Raw genomic sequence first — 18,664 nt, 5'->3', positions numbered from 1 at the left:
TCAACCCGGGAGTGCCGAATGTCCGAAGAAGCCAATGTCCAGTTTTCCGAGCGCGAGGCGCTGTTGTTCCATTCGGAGGGCCGGCCGGGCAAGATCGAGATCGTCGCATCCAAGCCGCTGACCACGCAACGCGACCTGGCGCTGGCCTATTCGCCCGGCGTGGCCGTGCCGGTGCAGGCAATCGCTGACGATCCGGCGACCGCCTATGACTATACCGCCAAAGGCAATCTGGTCGCGGTCGTTTCGAACGGCACCGCGATCCTGGGCATGGGCAATCTGGGCGCGCTGGCTTCGAAACCGGTGATGGAAGGCAAGGCGGTACTGTTCAAGCGCTTCGCCGACGTCGATTCGATCGACATCGAGCTGAAGAGCGAGGACGTCGATCGCATCATCGATGCCGTGGAGCTGATGGAGCCGAGCTTCGGCGGCATCAACCTCGAGGACATCAAGGCGCCGGAATGCTTCATCATCGAGCAGACGCTGCGCGAGCGCATGAACATCCCGGTATTCCATGACGATCAGCACGGCACGGCGATCATCACCGCGGCGGGCCTCATCAACGCCTGCCTGCTGACGGGGCGGAAGCTGGGCGAGATCAAGGTCGTCGTGAACGGCGCGGGGGCCGCCGCCATTGCCTGTACCGAGCTTATCAAGCGCATGGGCGTGCGTAACGATAATGTGCTGATGTGCGACCGCAAGGGCGTGATCACGCCGGACCGGGAAGGCATTAACCAGTGGCAGTCGGCGCATGCCGTGGCCACTGACCGTTCGACGCTGACCGAGGCGCTGGTGGGCGCGGACGTGTTCCTGGGCCTGTCGGCGGCGGGCGCGCTCAAGCCCGAGATGGTCAAGGACATGGCACCAGCGCCGATCATCTTCGCGATGGCCAACCCAGAGCCGGAGATCCGGCCGGAACTGGCCAAGAACGTTCGTCCCGACGCGATCGTCGCGACCGGCCGCTCCGATTACCCCAACCAGGTCAACAACGTCATCGGCTTCCCCTTCATCTTCCGCGGCGCACTCGACGTCCGCGCGACGGGGATCAACGACGAAATGAAGATCGCCGCCGCGCAAGCCATCGCCGAACTCGCGCGCGAGCAGGTGCCCGAGGAAGTCGCGATCGCCTATGGCCGCGCGCACAGCTTCGGCCCCGAATATATCATCCCGGCGCCATTCGATCCGCGGCTGATGGAGAATGTCTCGTCCGCGGTCGCCAAGGCGGCGATGGATTCGGGCGTCGCGACCAAGCCGATCCTGGACATGGCGGGCTATCGCCACGCGCTGCGCGGCCGCCTGAACCCGACGACATCTGTGCTCACGCTCGCCTATGAAGGCGCGCGAGCGCACCCCAAGCGCGTGATCTTTGCCGAGGGCGAGGAAGAAGTGGTGTTGCGGGCGGCGATTGCTTTTCGGGATGGGGGCTATGGTACGCCGGTGCTGGTGGGGCGCGACGACGTGCACGACCGACTTCGTGCGCTGGGCGTCAGCGATCCTGAAAGCTTCGAGGTGCATAACAGTCGGCATTCGCCACTGGTGCCGGCGATGGTCGACTTCCTCTATGCCCGGTTGCAGCGGCGCGGCTATCTGCGCCGCGATGCCGAGCGGATGGTCAACCAGGACCGCAACATCTTCGGCTCGCTGCTGCTCCAGCTGGGCGAGGGCGACGCGATGATCACCGGCATCACGCGGACCTACGCCCAGACCATGCGCGAGGTGCGCAAGGTCATCGACGTGGCGGACGGCCGCACCGCGTTCGGCGTGCATATCATGGTGGGCCAGAGCCACACCGTCTTCATCGCCGACACCACGGTCAACGAGCGGCCGAGCGCCGAGGAACTGGCCGACATCGCCGAGCAGACCGCGCAGGTCGCGCGTCGCATGGGGCATGAGCCGCGCGTCGCGTTTCTCAGCTATTCGACCTTCGGCAATCCCAAGGGCGCGTTCCTGGACAATATCCGCGACGCCGTGAAGGTGCTGGACCAGCGGCAGGTCGGGTTCGAGTACGAAGGCGAGATGGCGCCTGACGTCGCGCTCAACCCGCGCCAGCTGGCCAACTATCCCTTTGCGCGTCTGTCCGGCCCGGCCAACATCCTGATCATGCCCGGGCTTCAGTCCGCGCACATCTCGGCCAAGCTGCTGCGCGAACTGGGCGGCGACAGCATGATCGGGCCGATGCTGGTCGGCATGGAAAAGCCGGTTCAGGTCGCCACGATGACGTCGTCCGCGAGCGAGCTCGTCACGCTCGCGGTGCTGGCGGCCGGCGGGATCGCGCGCTAGGCGTCGATGCTGGTCCCAAGCGAGGCATTGACCAGCCCGCCATCGACCACCAGCGTGTCGCCTACGACATAGTCGGACGCCCGGCTGGCGAGGAAGATCGCGGCACCGGCCATATCCTCCGGCGTGCCGATGCGGCGCATGGGAATTCGCTTGGCCACCTCGTCACCATGGTCGCGCGCGGCGCGGTTCATCTCGCTGGCGAACGCGCCGGGGGCCAGGCTGTTGACGATGATGCCGTCCTGGATGAGCCGCGCGGCCATGCGCTTGGTGAGATAGATCAGCGCCGCCTTTGACGCGTGATAGCTGTAGGTTTCCCACGGGTTGAGGCGCAGCCCGTCGATCGAGGTGATGTTGATGACCTTCGACGGCGCGTCATGGCTCGCCTTCGTTTTCAACAGCCCGTGCAGCGCCTGCGTCAGGAAGAAGGGCGACTTGACGTTGAGGTCCATGACCTTGTCCCAGCCGCTTTCGGGAAAGTCCTCGAACGGCACGCCCCATGCGGCGCCCGCATTGTTGACCAGGATGTCGAGCTGCGGTTCGCGCTCCGCCATCGCGGCGGCGAGCGCCTTGCAACCATCGACGGTCGACACGTCCATCGGGAGGGGGATGCAATTCGGCCCCAGCGCTGCGGCGGTCTCCTCGCACGCGGGCGCCTTGCGCGAGGAAATATAAACCTTTGCCCCCTGCGCGATGAAGCCGGCGGCGATCATCTTGCCGATGCCGCGGCTGCCGCCGGTGACGAGCGCGACCTTGCCGTCGAGGCGGAAGAAGCTACTGGTGTCCATCTCTCTCTCCCCTTGCGTCAGCCGCCGCGTTTCAACGTCTCGCGAGCGATGATCAACTGCTGGATTTGGCTCGTACCCTCATAGATGCGGAACAGGCGCACGTCGCGATAAAGCCGTTCTATCCCGTAATCCGCGATATAGCCGGCCCCGCCGAAGATCTGCACCGCGCGGTCGGCGACGCGGCCGACCATCTCGCTCGCGAAGAGCTTGGCGGCGGCGCTTTCCAGCACCACGTCCTTGCCGGCATCCTTCGCTGCGGCCGTTTCGAGCACCAGCGCGCGGGCGGCGAGTGCTTCGGTCTTGCTGTCGGCGATCATCGCCTGGATCAGTTGATGCTCGGCGATGGCTTTTCCGAACTGGCGGCGCTCGCTGGCATAAGCGACGCAGTCGGCGATCAATCGCTCGGCAACGCCGACGCAGACTGCGCTGATATGCAGCCGCCCACGGTCGAGCACGCGCATCGCGATCTTGAAGCCTTCGCCCTCTTCACCCAGGCGATTGGCGGCTGGCACGGGCACGTCGTCGAAGATCACGTCGGCGACCTTGGCGCCCTTTTGCCCCATCTTCTTTTCGGGCTCGCCCACGGAAATGCCGGGCAGGTCACGCGGGACGAGGAAGGCGGAGACGCCGCGCGCGCCCGGATCATCGGACGTCCGCGCCATGACGGTGAACAGCGACGCCTTGTCGGCATTGGTGATATAGCGCTTCGTGCCGGAGAGGCGGTAGGTGTCACCATCGCGGACCGCGCGAGCCTTTACCGCGCCGCTGTCGCTGCCGACATCGGGTTCGGTAAGCGCGAAGCTGGTAACGATCTCGCCGCTCGCAATTCCCGGCAGCCATTGCGCCTTCTGTTCGGGCGTGCCGGCCATGACCAAACCCTGGCTACCAATTCCGACATTGGTACCGAAGGTCGAGCGAAAGGCAGGGGTCGTCCGACCCATCTCGATCGCCACCCGGGCCTCCTCGGCCATGGTAAGGCCGAGGCCGCCATATTCCTCGGCGATCGACAGGCCGAACAGGCCCAGCTCCTTCATCTCTGCGACCAGCGAGGCGGGGATGGCGTCGGCGGCTTCGACCTCCGCTTCAAGCGGGCGCAGCCGCTCCGCGACGAAGCGGCGCACCGTATCGAGCAGCGCATCGAAGGTTTCCGGGTCTAGGCTCATTCGCGCAGTCCGCTCCATACCTGTTCTTCGAATCGGTTGGTAACAGCGCGATGGGGCGAACGCAAATGCCCGCCGGACTTGCATCCGGCGGGCAATGCTTCAGCAGATGTGCGGCAATTCAGCCCAGGCGGCCGAGGCGATGGTAGAGGTTCGCGAACTGCACCGAGCGCGGATCGTCCGCGATCTTGCGGGTATAGTCGGCGACCGCCTCCTTCAGCAGCGAGAAATCGGCGGTCGAAAAGATGGGGCGAGCGCGAGCGGGTTCGGGGCCGGTCATGATTGATGCTCCTGCTTGTAAATTTAACTGGATTTTGTGTGAACGCCTGAATGACGTTGTGGAACTGCGCACGGAGCGGATGGACGGTCTAGACGTGATGTTGGCGTGACAGGGAGGCGAAATGCTGTAAAGATTTGACAAAGGGGGCGAGCGAAATGGCAGAGCGGAAGTTATTCGCGGGGCATGCGGTACGGCGGCTTCGCCGCGGACTGGCACTCACTCAGGCGGCAATGGCCGAGAGCCTTGGCGTGTCGGCCAGCTACCTCAATCTCGTCGAGCGCAATCAGCGGCCATTGTCCGCCACGCTGATGCTGGCACTGGCGGAAACCTTCGACTTCGATCCGCGCACCCTGTCGGCGGGAGAACCCGGCGGCGGCGAGGAAGCGATGCGCCGCCGGTTGGCCGACCCGCTGTTTGCCGACATCGACATCGATCGCAGCGAGTTGCAGGAATGGCTGGCCGGCGCGCCGGGCGGGGCCGAAGCATTCGCGCGCGCCTTCGATCGGCTGGGTGGCGCGGCGGCCTTGCCCGGTGCGGGAGAGGACCCGGGCACGGCAGTGCGCCGCGAAGTCGAGCGATGGCGCAACCATTTCGCCGATCTCGATGCGGCCGCCGAGACGCTGGCCGACGAGTTGCGCATCGCGTCGAGCGACCTGTTCGGCGCGATGACGGAACGGCTGCGCGTCAAGCACCAGTTAGCGATCCGTGTATTGCCGATCGAAGTGCTGGTGGGGGTGCGCACCCGGCTCGACCTTCATGCGCGGCAGCTGCAATTGTCCGAAGCGCTCGACCCGCCAAGCCGCGTGTTTGCGCTGGCGCGGCAGTTGGGCGGCGAGGCGAGGGCGGAGATCGACGCGCTGGTGCGCGGGGCGGGCTTTGCCGATCGCGTCGCCGAGCGGCTGTATCGGCGGCACCTGACCGGCTATTTCGCCGCGGCGGGGATGATGCCCTATGCCCGCTTTCTGCGCGCGTGCGAGGCAACCGGCTATGACCTGGAACTGCTGCGCCGCCGCTTCGGCGCGAGTGCCGAGCAGGTTGCGCACCGTTTGACCACGCTGCAGCGGGTCGGCGCGCGGGGGCTGCCGTTCTTCATGCTGCGCACCGATCGAGCGGGGCAGGTGTCGAAGCGTTTTGCCGGCGCGAGCGGGTCTCCCCTGGTGGAATCGGCCGTGCCCTGTCCGTTGCTGGACGCCTATGCGGCGTTCGCGCGCCCTGACGAGCGGATCGTGCAGTTGGTCGAACTGGAGGACGGGAGCCGCTGGTTCACCTCGTCGCGCTGCGTCGCGCCGCCGGGCGGATGGGCTGGCGCGGTGCGGGCGCGGTTCGTCGTGACGCTGGGCCTGGCGGCGAGCGCCGCCAAGGGTTTGACCGCGGCGCGGGGGCTGGATTTCGGCGGCGAGGCGGTGCCGGTGGGCCTGGGTTGCCGCGCCTGCACGCGAGCCGATTGCCCGCAGCGCAGCGCGCCGCCGGCGGGACGGGCGATGCTGGTCAACGAGCGCGAGGCGGGCGCCTCGCCATTCGGGTTTGCGGTGGATTAGGGGGGGGGCATGTCATCCGGGCGATGTGCCGGGATCCACCTGGGCGGCGAGCCATGCGCTTTTTTTACGACGAATTTGTGCGCGGAGCGGTGGATCCCGGCACAAGGCCGGGATGGCGCGGAAAGCGGACTGGCGGCTTACGACCCCATTGCTGACTGAAGAAATGCGCTAGACGGATCGGCAGAGGTGTATTAGGCGACCGATACAGCGAGGCCAGAGGGTTCATAATGCACGTTTATGTTTTCAGCGATGGCGATTATTTGCTGTCGTAATGCTCACTGCGCTGGTTGCCGGGACGGTATCTCGCTTTTGGACGTTACGTAGGATTCGCAAGGCAGATCGAAAAGCGGCGCATATCTCCGCGAGCCAAACAGCATCGGTTGAGCATGAAAACGCTGAACTGCGGGCGCTGGTTGAGCGGCAGGAAAGCCGCATCAGATCGCTCGAGACGATAGCGACCGATCCGGCGGAAAGGACAGCACGAGAGATTGAGATGCTTCGAGATCGCTAATCGCTGTTCGCAGCGGGCGTCAGCTAACCACCCAACAGCAGTCTAGCGCCTTAAACCCCGGCGGCGGTCAGGCGATCGAGCTGCTCCGGCGTTAGCGCCAGTTCCCAGCCGGCGATCAGTTCGTCCAATTGCGCCAGGCTTGTCGCGCTGGCGATCGGGGCGGTGACGCCGGGCTGGGCGGCGAGCCAGGCGAGGGCGATTTGCGATAAGGTGGCGCCGGTTTCCTCGGCGACGCCGTCCATCGCTGCCAGCACCGCCGCGCCCTTTCCGGCGAGCAGTTCGCCCATCTGGCGGCCACGCACACTTTTGCCCAGGTCAGCTTCGCTGCGGTACTTGCCCGTGAGGAAGCCCGAGGCGAGGCCGAAATAAGGCAGCACGCCGAGATTGTGCGTGACACACAGATCCTGAAGCTCCCCCTCGAACGGGTGGCGGCTGACCAGATTATATTCGGGCTGAAGCGCGCGATAATGCGGCAGGCCGCTGCGCGCAGCGATGTCGAGCGCGGATTTGAGGCGCAGCGCGGAGAAGTTGGAGGCCGCGATATGGCGGACCTTGCCCGCATCGATCAGCGTCTGGAAGGCGCCCAGCACGTCTTCCTGCGGCACGTCGGGGTCGTCCTGATGCGCGTAATAGAGATCGATCGTCTCGACGCCGAGCCGCTTGAGCGAGGCGTCGCATGCGGCAGCGATGCGGGCGGGAGCGAGTTTCGCTCCACCCTCACCGGGCAGCATGCCGACCTTCGTGGCGACGCCGATGCGCTTGCCTGACGAGCCAAGCCATTCGCCGATCAGCATTTCGGACTCCCCGCCACGATGGCCGGGGACCCAGGCGGAGTAGGCATCGGCGGTGTCGACCAGCGTGCCGCCGGCATCGGCGAAGCGATCGAGCAAGGCAAAGCTGGTATCGCGGTCGGCGGTCCAGCCGAACACGTTGCCGCCCAGCACCATCGGCGGGGTTTCGAGGTCGGTCGCGCCGATCCTGCGCATGATCACTCCTTCGCCGGCGCGTCGGGTTCGGCCGCGTTGAGGTCGAGCGTTTCGGCAGCGGCGTTCAACCGAGCGGCTTCCTCCTGGCTGACGCCGGTGGAATCGTCGGTCGAGTTGCAGGCTGCGATCAGCAGCAGCGGGGTCAGCAGCAGCGGGCGCATCTTGGCTCCAGGTCGCGGGGCCGCCTGTACGGCGGCCCCGTCAACTCACTTCCTGAGTTCGTCGCCGGCCGCGTCGGCGGCGTTGTCCACGCGGTCAGCGCCACGCTCGACCGCTGCGCCGGTGCGGTCGGCCGTGCCTTCGATCGCTGCGCCAGCCCGGTCGGCGGCGTTCTCGGCGGAATCGATGGCGCCTTCCGTGGCGGCGGACACGTCGTCGGCGGCTTCGCTCATCGTCGCGTTCGCATCGGCGGCGATGGCATTGCCGGCCTCGGCCGTCTCGTTCTGCGCGTTGTTGCTGCAGGCGGCGAGGCCGAGCGCTGCGACGGTGGCCAGCGGAAGCAGAAACTTCTTCATTCAATCATCCCCTCTAAAGGTGGCGAACATCGCGCACATTAGTGCCGCAGCGTAACGGTCTCAACGGCAATGGGTTGCGTTGACCTCATATAAAGATATCTTTATATCATTCGCGAAGCTGTTGGATTAGCCGTTCGCCCATGAAGATCGCCCTCGACATTTTCCGCGCCCTGGCGGACTCGACGCGGCTGCGCATCCTGGCGCTGTTGCGGTCGATGGAGCTGTCGGTCGGCGAACTGGCGCAGGTGCTGGGGCAAAGCCAGCCGCGCGTCAGCCGGCACGTCAAGATCCTGTGCGATGCGGGGCTTGCCGAGCGGCGCAAGGAAGGCAGCTGGGTGTTCGTCGCGCTGGGCGAGGCGGGGCGCGTCGCGCCGATCACCGCCGCGCTGGACGCTTGGGGTGGGCAGGGCGATCACTGGACGGTTGCCGACACGGCGCGGCTGGCCGCGGTGCGCGCGGACCGCGCGGCGGCGGCGGCGGAGTGGTTCGAAGGCCATGCCGGCGAATGGGACGCGATCCGTTCGCTCCATGTCGCCGAGGAACAGGTCGAAGCCGCGATCAGCGCGGCATTGGGCGATGCGCCGGTTCGGCGGCTGATCGACATCGGCACCGGCACCGGCCGCATGCTCGAACTGTTCGCGCCGCGCGCCACCAGCGCGCTGGGGATCGACCGGTCGTCCGAGATGCTGCGGCTGGCGCGGGCGAAGCTGTCCGGGCAGGGGCTGGCGAATACCGAACTGCGTCAGGCCGACCTCTATGCGCTGCCGATGGCGGATGGCGATGCGGACGCAGCGATCCTGCATCACGTCCTGCACTTCGCACAGCAACCCGGCGCGGCGATCCGCGAGGCGGCACGCGTGCTGGGCAGTGGCGGGCGGCTGCTGATCGCGGACTTCGCGCTGCACGACCGCGAGGAACTGCGCAGCCGCGAAGGGCATGCGCGCCTTGGTTTTTCGGACGAGCAGATGCTCGGCTGGTTCGAAGCGGCGGGGCTGGCGCCGGTCCAGACCGATACGCTGGAGGGCGGGGCGCTAACGGTGAAATTGTGGCTGGCGCGCAAGGCCGGCGAAGCATTGAGTAAGGTGAAGGCAGCATGAGTATTGTTCTCGACCCGCAGGCGCCGTTGTTCGCGGACGTGGCGGGCGATATCGACGTGTCGTTCGAATTCTTTCCGCCCAAGACGGAAAAGATGGAAGCGACGCTGTGGGAGTCGATCCAGACGCTCTCGCCGCTTGGGCCCCGCTTCGTCAGCGTGACCTATGGCGCGGGCGGCACGACGCGCGAGCGCACGCACAACACGGTTGCCCGCATCGCGCGCGAGACGCCGATCGCCGCCGCCGCGCACCTGACCTGCGTCGAGGCGACGCGCGAGGAGATCGATGCCGTCGCAAATGAATATTGGGCGGCGGGCGTGCGGCATATCGTGGCCCTGCGCGGCGATCCGCCGACGGCAGGCACGAAGTTTCAGTCGCCGGTCGGCGGATACCAGAATGCAGCCGCGCTGGTCGCGGGGCTGCGCCGTCTGCACCCGTTCGAGATTTCGGTCGCCGCCTATCCCGAATGCCACCCGGACTCGCCCGATGCGGCGCACGATCTGGACAATCTGAAGCGCAAGATCGATGCCGGCGCGAACCGGGCGATCACGCAGTTCTTTTTCGAACCCGACACCTTCTTCCGCTTTCGCGACAAGGCGGCGAAGGCGGGCATCGATGCCGAGATCGTACCCGGCATCATGCCGGTGATGAGCTTTGCGGCCGTGCAGAAGATGTCGGCAATGTGCGGGACCGACGTGCCGGCCTGGATGGCGCGATTGTTCGAGGGCCTGGACGATCGGCCCGCCGCGCGGCAGCTGGTCGCTGCGACGCTGGCGGCCGAATTGTGCCGCAAGCTGTATGCCGGCGGGGTGCGCCAGTTCCACTTCTATACGCTGAACCGGGCGGAGTTAAGTTACGCGATCTGCCATTTGCTGGGCGTGCGGCCGACCGGGGCGGCGCGAGTCGTGGCAGCGTGACCGTCATGCCGGCGGTCTGCGGGGATTGCCGCGCCGCCGGGTGATGGTGGTGATGTTCGTGAACAAAGGGCGAGTTCGACGCTCGCTGCACAGTGGACCCCGGCACAGAGCCGGGGTGACGAGGTAGAAATGACACCACGCGAGAAACTGCTGGCCGAGGCGGCCAAGCGCATCCTGATTACCGACGGCGCGTTCGGGACCGAAATCCAGAACTGGAAGCTGGACGAGGCGGACTATGCCGGGTCGTTGGGGCTCAGCCACGACCAGAAGGGCAATAACGACATCCTCGCGCTGACCAGGCCGGAGGTGCCGTCGAGCATCCACCGCGCCTATTTCGAGGCGGGGGCGGATATCGCAGAGACCAACACGTTCAGCGCCAACCGCATCAGCCAGGCGGACTATGGCGCGGAACATCTGGTGCGCGATATCAATGTCGAGAGTGCGAAGATGGCACGCGCCATCGCCGACGAGTTCGAGGCGAAGGATGGTCGCCCCCGCTTCGTCGCGGGCGCGCTGGGGCCGACCAACAAGACGCTGTCATTGTCGCCCGACGTCAACGATCCGGGCTATCGCGAGATCGATTTCGACACGTTGAAGGACGTGTATCGCGAACAGATCGACGCGCTGGTCGAAGGCGGGATCGATTTCGTGTTGATCGAGACGGTGTTCGACACGCTGAACGCCAAGGCGGCGGTGATGGCGTCGATCGAGGCGGGCGAGGCGCTGGGCCGCGACTTGCCGATCATGCTGTCGATGACGCTGACCGACCTGTCGGGGCGCAACCTGTCGGGCCATACGGTCGAGGCGTTCTGGCACGCGATCCGGCACGCCAAGCCAGTGACGATCGGGCTCAACTGCTCGTTCGGAGCCGAGCAGTTGCGGCCGCATGTGAAGACGATGAGCGCGCTCTGCGACACACTCATCATGGTCTATCCCAATGCCGGGCTGCCTAATGAGCTGGGCGCCTATGACGAGGCGCCGGCGACGACCGCTGCGCTGGTCCGGGAATGGGCCGATCAGGGCCAGGTCAATGTGCTGGGCGGGTGCTGCGGTTCGACGCCCGAGCATATCCGCGCGATTGTCGAGGCGGTGAAGGACCTGCCCCCGCGTGCGATCCCGACGCCGGAGGTGCGCACGCGGCTGGCGGGCCTCGAGCCGTTCGTGATGGCGGCATAGCCCTAGCCCCGGCGAACGCCGGGTCTTGCAGTTTCAGAGCGTGCGATTGCGGCACGAGATCCCGGCTGTCGTCGGGATGACGAGGATCAAGATGACGACCACTTCCACCTCCACCGCCTTCGTCAATATCGGCGAGCGCACGAACGTCACCGGGTCGGCGGCGTTCAAGAAGCTGATCATGGCCGGCGACTATGCCAAGGCGGTCGAGGTCGCGCGGCAACAGGTCGAGAATGGCGCGCAGGTGATCGACGTCAACATGGACGAAGGCCTGCTCGACGCGCACGAGGCGATGACCACGTTCCTGAAGCTGATCGCCGCCGAGCCGGACATCGCGCGCGTGCCGGTGATGATCGATTCATCGAAGTGGGATGTCATCGAGGCGGGGCTGAAATGCGTGTCCGGCAAGCCGATCGTCAACTCGATCAGCATGAAGGAGGGCGTGCCGCAGTTCCTGGAGCATGCCAGGAAATGCATGGCCTATGGCGCGGCAGTGGTCGTCATGGCGTTCGACGAGGTCGGGCAGGCTGACACCAAGGAACGCAAGATCGAGATCTGCGAACGCGCCTACAAGGAACTGATGGGCATCGGCTTTCCGCCCGAGGACATCATCTTCGACCCCAATGTCTTTGCCGTCGCGACGGGCATCGAGGAGCATAACAATTACGGCGTCGACTTCATCGAGGCGGTGAAGGTCATCAAGCAGCGCTGCCCGCATGTGCATTTTTCGGGCGGGCTGTCGAACCTGTCGTTCAGCTTTCGCGGGAATGAGCCGGTGCGCCGCGCGATGCATTCGGTGTTCCTCTATCACGCGATCCCCGCCGGGCTCGACATGGCGATCGTCAATGCGGGGCAGCTGGACGTTTACGACACGATCGACCCCGAGCTGCGCACCGCGTGCGAGGACGTGATCCTCAACCGCGATTCCGAGGCCGGCGATCGCCTCGTCGCGCTGGCCGAGAAGTTTCGCGGCACCGACGCGGTGGCGGAAAAGCAGGCGGCGGAGTGGCGCGGCTGGGCGGTCGAGAAGCGGCTGGAACATGCGCTGGTCAAGGGCATCGACCAGCATGTGGTCGAGGACACCGAGGAATGCCGGCTGAAGGCGGACAAGCCGATCGAGGTGATCGAAGGCCCGCTGATGGACGGCATGAACGTGGTCGGCGACCTGTTCGGGTCCGGCAAGATGTTCCTGCCGCAAGTGGTGAAGAGCGCGCGCGTGATGAAGAAGGCCGTCGCGCACCTGCTGCCTTATATCGAAGCGGCCAAGGAGGCCGACGGTCTCTCTGGCGCGAAGGGCAAGGGCAAGATCATCATGGCGACCGTGAAGGGCGACGTGCATGACATCGGCAAGAACATCGTCGGCGTGGTGTTGCAGTGCAACGGGTTCGAGGTGGTCGACCTGGGCGTGATGGTGCCGTGGTCGAAGATACTGGAAGCGGCGAACGAGAATGATGCCGACATGATCGGGCTGTCGGGGCTGATCACGCCGTCGCTGGACGAGATGGTGACGGTCGCCGAAGAGATGAAGCGCGCGAACATGTCGATGCCGCTGCTGATCGGCGGCGCGACGACGAGCAAGGTGCATACCGCGCTGCGCATTGCGCCGGCTTACGATGGACCGGTGGTGCATGTGCTCGACGCCAGCCGCGCCGTCGGAGTGGCGACGACGCTGGTGAGCGACACGATCCGCGACGATTATGTCGCCAAGGTCGCAGCGGAATATGAAGCGGTGCGGGTCGCGCGCGCGAACAAGGGGCAGAGCGAGTTGCTGCCGATCGAGACGGCGCGCGACAATGCGTTCGAGGCGGACATGAGCCTGAAGCCAGGCAAGCCGCGCATGCCGGGGGTCCACACCTTTCCCGACTGGGATCTGAAGGATCTGCGGCAATATATCGACTGGACGCCGTTCTTCCGCGCATGGGAACTAGCCGGCAATTATCCCGCGATTCTGGAGGACAAGGTGGTCGGCGAGAGCGCGACCAGCCTGTTCGCCGACGCGCAGAAGATGCTCGACAAGCTCATCGACGAGAAATGGCTGAAGGCGCGGGGCGTGGTGGGGCTGTGGCCGTGCCGGCGCAAGGGCGACGACATCATCGTGCATGTCGAGGATGAAAAGCACGTCACCCTGCCCATGCTGCGCCAGCAGATCGCCAAGCGGGAAGGGCGCGCGAACATGTGCCTGGCCGATTTCATCGACCGCGATGGCGACTGGATCGGCGGCTTTGCGGTGTCGATCCACGGCATCGAGCCGCATCTGGCGCGGTTCAAGAATGCGATCGACGATTATTCCGACATCCTGCTGAAGGCGCTGGCCGACCGGCTGGCCGAAGCGTTCGCCGAGCGGCTGCACCATTTCGTGCGGACCGCTTTGTGGGGCTATGCCGAGGGCGAGCAGTTGACCAACGAGGCGCTGATCAAGGAACAGTATCGCGGCATCCGCCCGGCGCCGGGCTATCCGGCGTGCCCGGAGCACAGCCTGAAGCCGATCCTGTTCGACATGCTGAATGCGCACAAGAATACCGGCGTGTCGCTGACCGAAAGCTTTGCGATGCTGCCGACCGCGGCGGTCAGCGGCTTTTACTTCGGGCATCCGCAGGCCGAGTATTTCGGTGTCGCGCGGGTGGGGCGCGACCAGCTGGAGGACTATGCGGCGCGGCGCGGGGTGAGCGTTGAGCAGGCGGGGCGGTGGCTGCGGCCCAACCTGGACTGACGAAGCGAGACTGGCGCGCGATGGGCCGTTCTGGACATCGCTGCCGCATTCCCCGATCTCCCCGGCATCTGCTGGACCTTGGGCCGGCGTTTGGAGAGGAGGACGAATGTTCACGGTGTTTGCGGCCGGGTTGGGCCTGATCATGGCGGGTGCTGTAGCGGGCGAAGGGCTGGTCCATGAGGCCGAAGTCGATCATCGCGGCGAAGCGATGACCGTTCGCTATCTCGCTGACCCCGTGGTGACGCTGCGCGACATCGGCGCGCGGACGCCCAACCGCCCCTCGGCAGCGCGCTGCGTGTGGACTGCGCGGCTGGACGTGCGTCGCGAAGTAGCCGGCGCAGCGGGCACGGTCGCGGCATTTGACAAGACGTTCGAGGGCGGCGAGACCCTCGAAGGCTCGCGTCCGGGAAGCTGCATGACGCTGCGCCGCGCGATTACGGCGGATGCGATGACGCGGCTGGATTCGCCGGGCCGGCTGGCGGCTGCGGCTGCGGCCGACAAGACGCGACTGACCGCCGAACTCGACAGCGTGGGATCGCGCTGAGATGCGGGTGGCGATCGCCGCGCTGACGCTGATCGCCGCCACGCCGGCCTGGGCTCAGCTGGGAGTGGAGACCGACGCGAGCGTCGAGCTGACCACCGACTTGCGCGAGCGAGGGCTGAGCCAGAGCGGTGGCGAAGCGAGCGGTGCGGCGTCGCTGACCGTCAATAGTGGTGCGATCGGCGGCGAGCTGCGGGCGACCGCGCTGCGCGGATCGGCGCGGCATGGCGGGGCGGATGCCGGGGCTGCGGCGTCGCTATGGTATCGCATCGGCAGCGGCGGCTGGCAGTTCGAGGCGGGCGGCACGTATCGCGCGTTCATCGATGGCGCGGGCGAGCTGGACTATGCCGAAGTCCATGGCACCGCGAACTATCTGATCGGGCCGCTGGATGTCGGTGTCGGCGCATATTACGCGCCCGACCAGCGCGCGATCGGTGGCGACAATCTGTATCTGCGCGCGCGGGCGCGGGCGAGCCTGCCGGGCATGCCATGGACGCTGGCGGCGCATGTCGGACGGTCGAGCGGCGCGGTGGACGACTTCGCGAAGGCGGCGCGGCTGCGGCCGGCTGGCAACTATACCGACTGGTCGCTGGGCGTCGAATGGGCGCGCGGGCCGCTTTACGCCGCGGTGCGCTATACCGACACCGATATCGCGCGCGGCGTGACGCTGTCGCCCTTTGCCGATCGCTCCAACAGCGGCGCGCGCGTGATCGGCGCAGTCGGGCTCAGCTTCTAGGCACAGGCGCCGACAGGATCCGCGCCGCCACGGCCTCCGCCGCCTCGATCCCGTCGATCGCGGCGGAGAGGATGCCGCCGGCATAGCCTGCGCCTTCGCCCGCCGGGAAGAGGCCGGGCGTGTCGAGGCTCTGGAAATCCTTGCCGCGCGTGATGCGGACGGGGGAGGAGGTGCGAGTCTCGACCCCGGTCATCATCGCATCGGGATGATCGTATCTCGCGATTTTGCGGCCGAAGACGGGCAATGCCTCACGAAACGCCTCGATCACGAAGCCGGGCAGGCAGCGGGAAAGATCGGTGGGCGTGACGCCTGGCTTGTAGCTGGGGATGACTTCGCCGATCGCGGTCGAGGCGCGACCGGCGAGCAGGTCGCCGACGCGTTGGCCCGGGGCGTGATAGTTCGAGCCGCCGGCGACGAAGGCGGCATCTTCCCACTGCCGCTGGAAGGCGATGCCCGCGAGCGGCCCGCCGGGATAGTCGCGCGCCGGGTCGATCGCGACGACGAGGCCGGAATTGGCGTTGAACTCGGCGCGCGAATATTGGCTCATGCCGTTGGTGACGACGCGGCCCTCCTCGCTGGTTGCCGCCACCACCCGGCCGCCGGGGCACATGCAGAAGCTGTAGACGGTGCGCCCGTTCGAGCAATGATGCGCAAGGCTGTACGCCGCCGCGCCGAGATCGGGATGCTTCGCGCAATTGCCGAAGCGCGCCTGGTCGATCCATCCCTGCGGATGTTCGATGCGAACGCCGATCGAGAAGGGCTTGGCCTCCATGTAGACGCCCCGCGCGTGCAGCATCTCGAACGTTGGGCGGGCACTGTGGCCGACCGCGAGAACGACGTGATCGGTTTCAAGGAAGCTGTCGGTGCCGGTCGCGAGGTCGTGAAGGTGCAGTCCGCGAACATTACGATCGGAGTCGAGTTCGACATCGTCGACGCGCGTCTGCCAACGATATTCCCCGCCCAGTTCCTCGATCGTCGCGCGCAGGCTTTCGACCATTGTGACGAGGCGGAAGGTGCCGATATGCGGATGCGCTTCCCACAGGATGTCGTCGGGCGCGCCGGCCTTCACGAACTCCTCCAGCACCTTGCGGCCGAGGAAGCGCGGATCCTTGACCCGGCAATAGAGCTTGCCATCGGAAAAGGTGCCCGCGCCGCCTTCGCCGAACTGGACGTTGCTGTCCGGGTTCAGCTCGGCGCGTCGCCACAAGCCCCAGGTGTCCTTCGTGCGCTGTCGCACCACCTTGCCGCGATCGAGGATGATCGGGCGAAAGCCCATCTGGGCGAGGATCAGGCCGGCAAACAGCCCGCACGGGCCCGCGCCGATCACGACCGGGCGTTTGCCGGCGAACGCCGGCGGCGCCGCGAACGGGGGGCGGTAGGTCATGTCCGGGGTCGGGCGCACGTCCTTGTCGCCGGCGAACCGGTCCCGGACGGCGGCCTCGTCCCGCACCTCGACATCGAAGGTATAGACCAGCTGGATCGCGTTGCGGCGGCGCGCATCGTTGCCACGACGATAGAGCGTGTAGCCGATGAGGTCGTGCGGTTCGATCCCGAGCCGGCGGCAGATCGCGGGGGCAATCGCGTCGGCAGGATGGTCGAGCGGAAGGTTGAGGCCGGAGAGGCGGAGCATGGCGCGCGATCTAGTCGCAAACCTGCCGTTTTCCAATCGCCCTCACCCTTCCGGCGCTTCGCGCCTCCCTCCCCTCTCCCGGTGGGAGAGGGAGGGGGGGAAGGGCGTGATCGGCCTATTGCCGGTCGCAGGATTGCCGCTACACCTTCTTCCCGACGGGGTTGGGGGATTCTGGGTGGCAGGCTTAGCGGACGAGACGGGCGCGGTGCGCGAGCCGACCAGGCACGAGATGCGGCAAGTGGTGACCGCTTCGTCGCTGGGTACCATCTTCGAATGGTACGACTTTTTCATCTATGGCACGCTCGCGGCGTCGGGGATCATCGGGCGCACCTTCTTCGCGACCGGCAACCCGGTGATGGAGACGCTTTACGCCTGGGCCGGCTTTGCGGTCGGCTTCGGCTTTCGCCCGCTGGGCGCGGTCCTGTTCGGCTATCTCGGCGACAAGCTTGGGCGCAAATACACGTTCCTGGTCACCATCACGCTGATGGGCGTGGCCACGGCCGGGGTGGGTTTCGTGCCATCCTATGCCTCGATCGGCGCCGCCGCCCCGATCATCGTGATCGGGCTGCGCATCCTTCAAGGCCTGGCGCTGGGCGGCGAATATGGCGGGGCGGCGATCTATGTCGCCGAACATGCGCCCAAGGGGCAGGCCGGCTATCACACCAGCTTCATCCAGGCATCGGTATCGGCCGGATTCATCCTGAGCCTGGCGGTGGTGCTGATCTGCCGCTTTGCCGTGCCTGCCGATGCCTGGGACGAATGGGGCTGGCGCCTGCCGTTCCTGTTCTCGATCGCGCTGCTCGCCATCTCTTTGTGGATGCGCGTCAAACTGTCGGAAAGCCCGGTGTTCAAGGCGATGAAGGCCGCGGGTGAACTGGCGCGCAACCCGCTGAAGGAGACATTCACCTATCCCGGCAATGCACGCCGGCTGTTCGTCGCGCTGTTCGGGATCGCCGCCGGATTGACGGTGATCTGGTACACCGCGACCTTTTCAGTCCTGTCGTTCCTGCAGGGGACAATGCGGGTGGAACCGGTGGCGGCGCAGCTGCTTGCCGCCGGCGGCGCGTTGGCGGGCATCTTCTGGTTCACGCTGTTCGGCAAACTGTCCGACCGCATCGGGCGCAAGAAGCCGGTGGTTCTCGGCTATGCCTTCACCCTGCTGATGCTGTTCCCGCTGTTCTGGGCGATGGGCTTCGCCGCCAATCCGGATCTGGCGCAAGCCGCGCGCAAGGCGCCGGTGGTCGTGTCGGGTCCGGCGTGCAGTTATGACCCTGCGGCCAAGCAGCAGGCCGAAAGCTGCGGCCAGCTGATCGATTACCTGTCCAAGAAGGGCATCCCCTATACCACCGTCGTGACGCCATCGGCGTCGGTTTCGGTGGGCGGCATGCCGGTGGTATCGAACATGCCGGCGGATATCGACCGCGCGCTGTCGGATGCGGGCTACAAGCTCGACAAGGTAGTACCGACGATCGACAACATCGTGCTGATCCTGATCGCGATCGTTGCACTGGCGGCGCTGTCGGGCGCGACGTTCGGACCGGTGGCAGCGCTGCTGACCGAATTGTTTCCGGCGCGCATCCGCTATAGCTCGATGTCGATCCCCTATCATATCGGCACTGGCTATTTCGGCGGATTCCTGCCGCTGATCAGCCAGTATATGGTGGCGACCAGCGGCGACCCCTATGCGGGGCTGTGGTACACCTGGGGCGTGGTGGCGATGGCGCTGGTCGTCACCCTGTTCTTCCTCAAGGAAAGCGACCTGAGGCAGGACGCATGATTGCGGGCGCGGGGGATAGCGCCTAACCGGGCGC

General features: G+C 66.2%; 17 protein-coding genes. 10 read left to right on the top strand and 7 right to left on the bottom strand.

Going from position 1 to position 18,664, the window contains the following annotated elements; translation table 11 throughout:
- Positions 1-18: 18 nt before the first annotated feature.
- Positions 19-2,277 carry an NADP-dependent malic enzyme gene (locus BFL28_RS16605; RefSeq protein ID WP_069321621.1) on the top strand — a complete coding sequence of 753 codons (2,259 nt, stop codon included), beginning with the start codon at positions 19-21 and terminating at the stop codon, positions 2,275-2,277.
- Here BFL28_RS16605 and BFL28_RS16600 read toward each other — a convergent pair.
- The 3 genes from BFL28_RS16600 to BFL28_RS21200 all read right to left on the bottom strand — a co-directional run bounded on the left by BFL28_RS16600 (position 2,274) and on the right by BFL28_RS21200 (position 4,502).
- Positions 2,274-3,062 carry an SDR family oxidoreductase gene (locus BFL28_RS16600; RefSeq protein WP_069321620.1) on the bottom strand — a complete coding sequence of 263 codons (789 nt, stop codon included), beginning with the start codon at positions 3,060-3,062 and terminating at the stop codon, positions 2,274-2,276. The two genes, BFL28_RS16605 and BFL28_RS16600, sit on opposite strands and share 4 nt — an antisense overlap.
- Positions 3,063-3,079: 17 nt before the next feature.
- Positions 3,080-4,225 carry an acyl-CoA dehydrogenase family protein gene (locus BFL28_RS16595; RefSeq protein WP_069321619.1) on the bottom strand — a complete coding sequence of 382 codons (1,146 nt, stop codon included), beginning with the start codon at positions 4,223-4,225 and terminating at the stop codon, positions 3,080-3,082.
- 118 nt (positions 4,226-4,343) lie between these two features.
- A complete protein-coding gene (locus BFL28_RS21200) occupies positions 4,344-4,502 on the bottom strand; it encodes a hypothetical protein (RefSeq protein WP_173655783.1) in 159 nt (52 codons plus the stop codon).
- A 155-nt stretch (positions 4,503-4,657) separates the two neighbouring features.
- Here BFL28_RS21200 and BFL28_RS16590 point away from each other — a divergent pair, with 155 nt between their 5' ends.
- Both BFL28_RS16590 and BFL28_RS21195 read left to right on the top strand, forming a co-directional pair.
- Positions 4,658-6,040, top strand: a complete 1,383-nt coding sequence (locus BFL28_RS16590) for a helix-turn-helix domain-containing protein (RefSeq protein WP_069321618.1) — start codon at positions 4,658-4,660, stop codon at positions 6,038-6,040.
- Between the two features lie 271 nt (positions 6,041-6,311).
- On the top strand, positions 6,312-6,551 hold the full coding sequence (locus tag BFL28_RS21195; protein ID WP_119184632.1) for a hypothetical protein: 240 nt from the start codon (positions 6,312-6,314) through the stop codon (positions 6,549-6,551).
- Between the two features lie 50 nt (positions 6,552-6,601).
- Here BFL28_RS21195 and BFL28_RS16585 read toward each other — a convergent pair whose 3' ends face one another.
- The 3 genes from BFL28_RS16585 to BFL28_RS16580 are packed head-to-tail and all read right to left on the bottom strand — an operon-like array spanning position 6,602 to position 8,052.
- Entirely contained in the window at positions 6,602-7,537 is a 936-nt protein-coding gene (locus BFL28_RS16585) for an aldo/keto reductase (protein WP_069321660.1), read from the bottom strand.
- A gap of 2 nt (positions 7,538-7,539) precedes the next feature.
- On the bottom strand, positions 7,540-7,698 hold the full coding sequence (locus tag BFL28_RS21005; protein WP_158011671.1) for a hypothetical protein: 159 nt from the start codon (positions 7,696-7,698) through the stop codon (positions 7,540-7,542).
- A gap of 45 nt (positions 7,699-7,743) precedes the next feature.
- Positions 7,744-8,052: a hypothetical protein gene (locus BFL28_RS16580; protein WP_069321617.1), complete on the bottom strand. Its 309-nt coding sequence runs from the start codon at positions 8,050-8,052 to the stop codon at positions 7,744-7,746.
- Positions 8,053-8,192: 140 nt separating this feature from the next.
- Between BFL28_RS16580 and BFL28_RS16575 the strand changes: the two genes are divergently transcribed.
- The 6 genes from BFL28_RS16575 (at position 8,193) to BFL28_RS16550 (ending at position 15,223) form a co-directional block, all read left to right on the top strand.
- The gene (locus BFL28_RS16575) at positions 8,193-9,149 is read left to right on the top strand and encodes an ArsR/SmtB family transcription factor (protein WP_069321616.1); all 957 of its coding nucleotides are present in this window, start codon (positions 8,193-8,195) and stop codon (positions 9,147-9,149) included.
- Positions 9,146-10,063, top strand: a complete 918-nt coding sequence (metF, locus tag BFL28_RS16570; RefSeq protein ID WP_069321615.1) for a methylenetetrahydrofolate reductase — start codon at positions 9,146-9,148, stop codon at positions 10,061-10,063. Before BFL28_RS16575 ends, metF begins: the two co-directional genes overlap by 4 nt.
- 129 nt (positions 10,064-10,192) lie before the next feature.
- A complete protein-coding gene (locus BFL28_RS16565; RefSeq protein ID WP_069321614.1) occupies positions 10,193-11,239 on the top strand; it encodes a homocysteine S-methyltransferase family protein in 1,047 nt (348 codons plus the stop codon).
- A 76-nt stretch (positions 11,240-11,315) separates the two neighbouring features.
- Positions 11,316-13,946 (top strand): methionine synthase, encoded by a 2,631-nt coding sequence (metH, locus tag BFL28_RS16560; protein ID WP_277621012.1) that lies wholly within the window; start codon positions 11,316-11,318, stop codon positions 13,944-13,946.
- 106 nt (positions 13,947-14,052) lie between these two features.
- Entirely contained in the window at positions 14,053-14,490 is a 438-nt protein-coding gene (locus BFL28_RS16555; protein WP_069321613.1) for a hypothetical protein, read from the top strand.
- A gap of 7 nt (positions 14,491-14,497) precedes the next feature.
- Entirely contained in the window at positions 14,498-15,223 is a 726-nt protein-coding gene (locus BFL28_RS16550; protein WP_206599137.1) for a TorF family putative porin, read from the top strand.
- Here BFL28_RS16550 and BFL28_RS16545 read toward each other — a convergent pair.
- Complete coding sequence (locus BFL28_RS16545) at positions 15,213-16,853, bottom strand: NAD(P)/FAD-dependent oxidoreductase (protein ID WP_069321611.1); 1,641 nt, start codon at positions 16,851-16,853, stop codon at positions 15,213-15,215. The genes BFL28_RS16550 and BFL28_RS16545 overlap by 11 nt on opposite strands.
- Before the next feature lie 229 nt (positions 16,854-17,082).
- Here BFL28_RS16545 and BFL28_RS16540 point away from each other — a divergent pair, with 229 nt between their 5' ends.
- Positions 17,083-18,630 (top strand): MFS transporter, encoded by a 1,548-nt coding sequence (locus tag BFL28_RS16540; protein ID WP_069321658.1) that lies wholly within the window; start codon positions 17,083-17,085, stop codon positions 18,628-18,630.
- Positions 18,631-18,664 lie beyond the last annotated feature (34 nt).

The sequence above is a fragment of the Sphingomonas turrisvirgatae genome (assembly GCF_001721295.1).
Taxonomy (GTDB): Bacteria; Pseudomonadota; Alphaproteobacteria; order Sphingomonadales; family Sphingomonadaceae; genus Sphingomonas; species Sphingomonas turrisvirgatae.
This window is presented reverse-complemented; position numbering and strand designations above follow the sequence as displayed.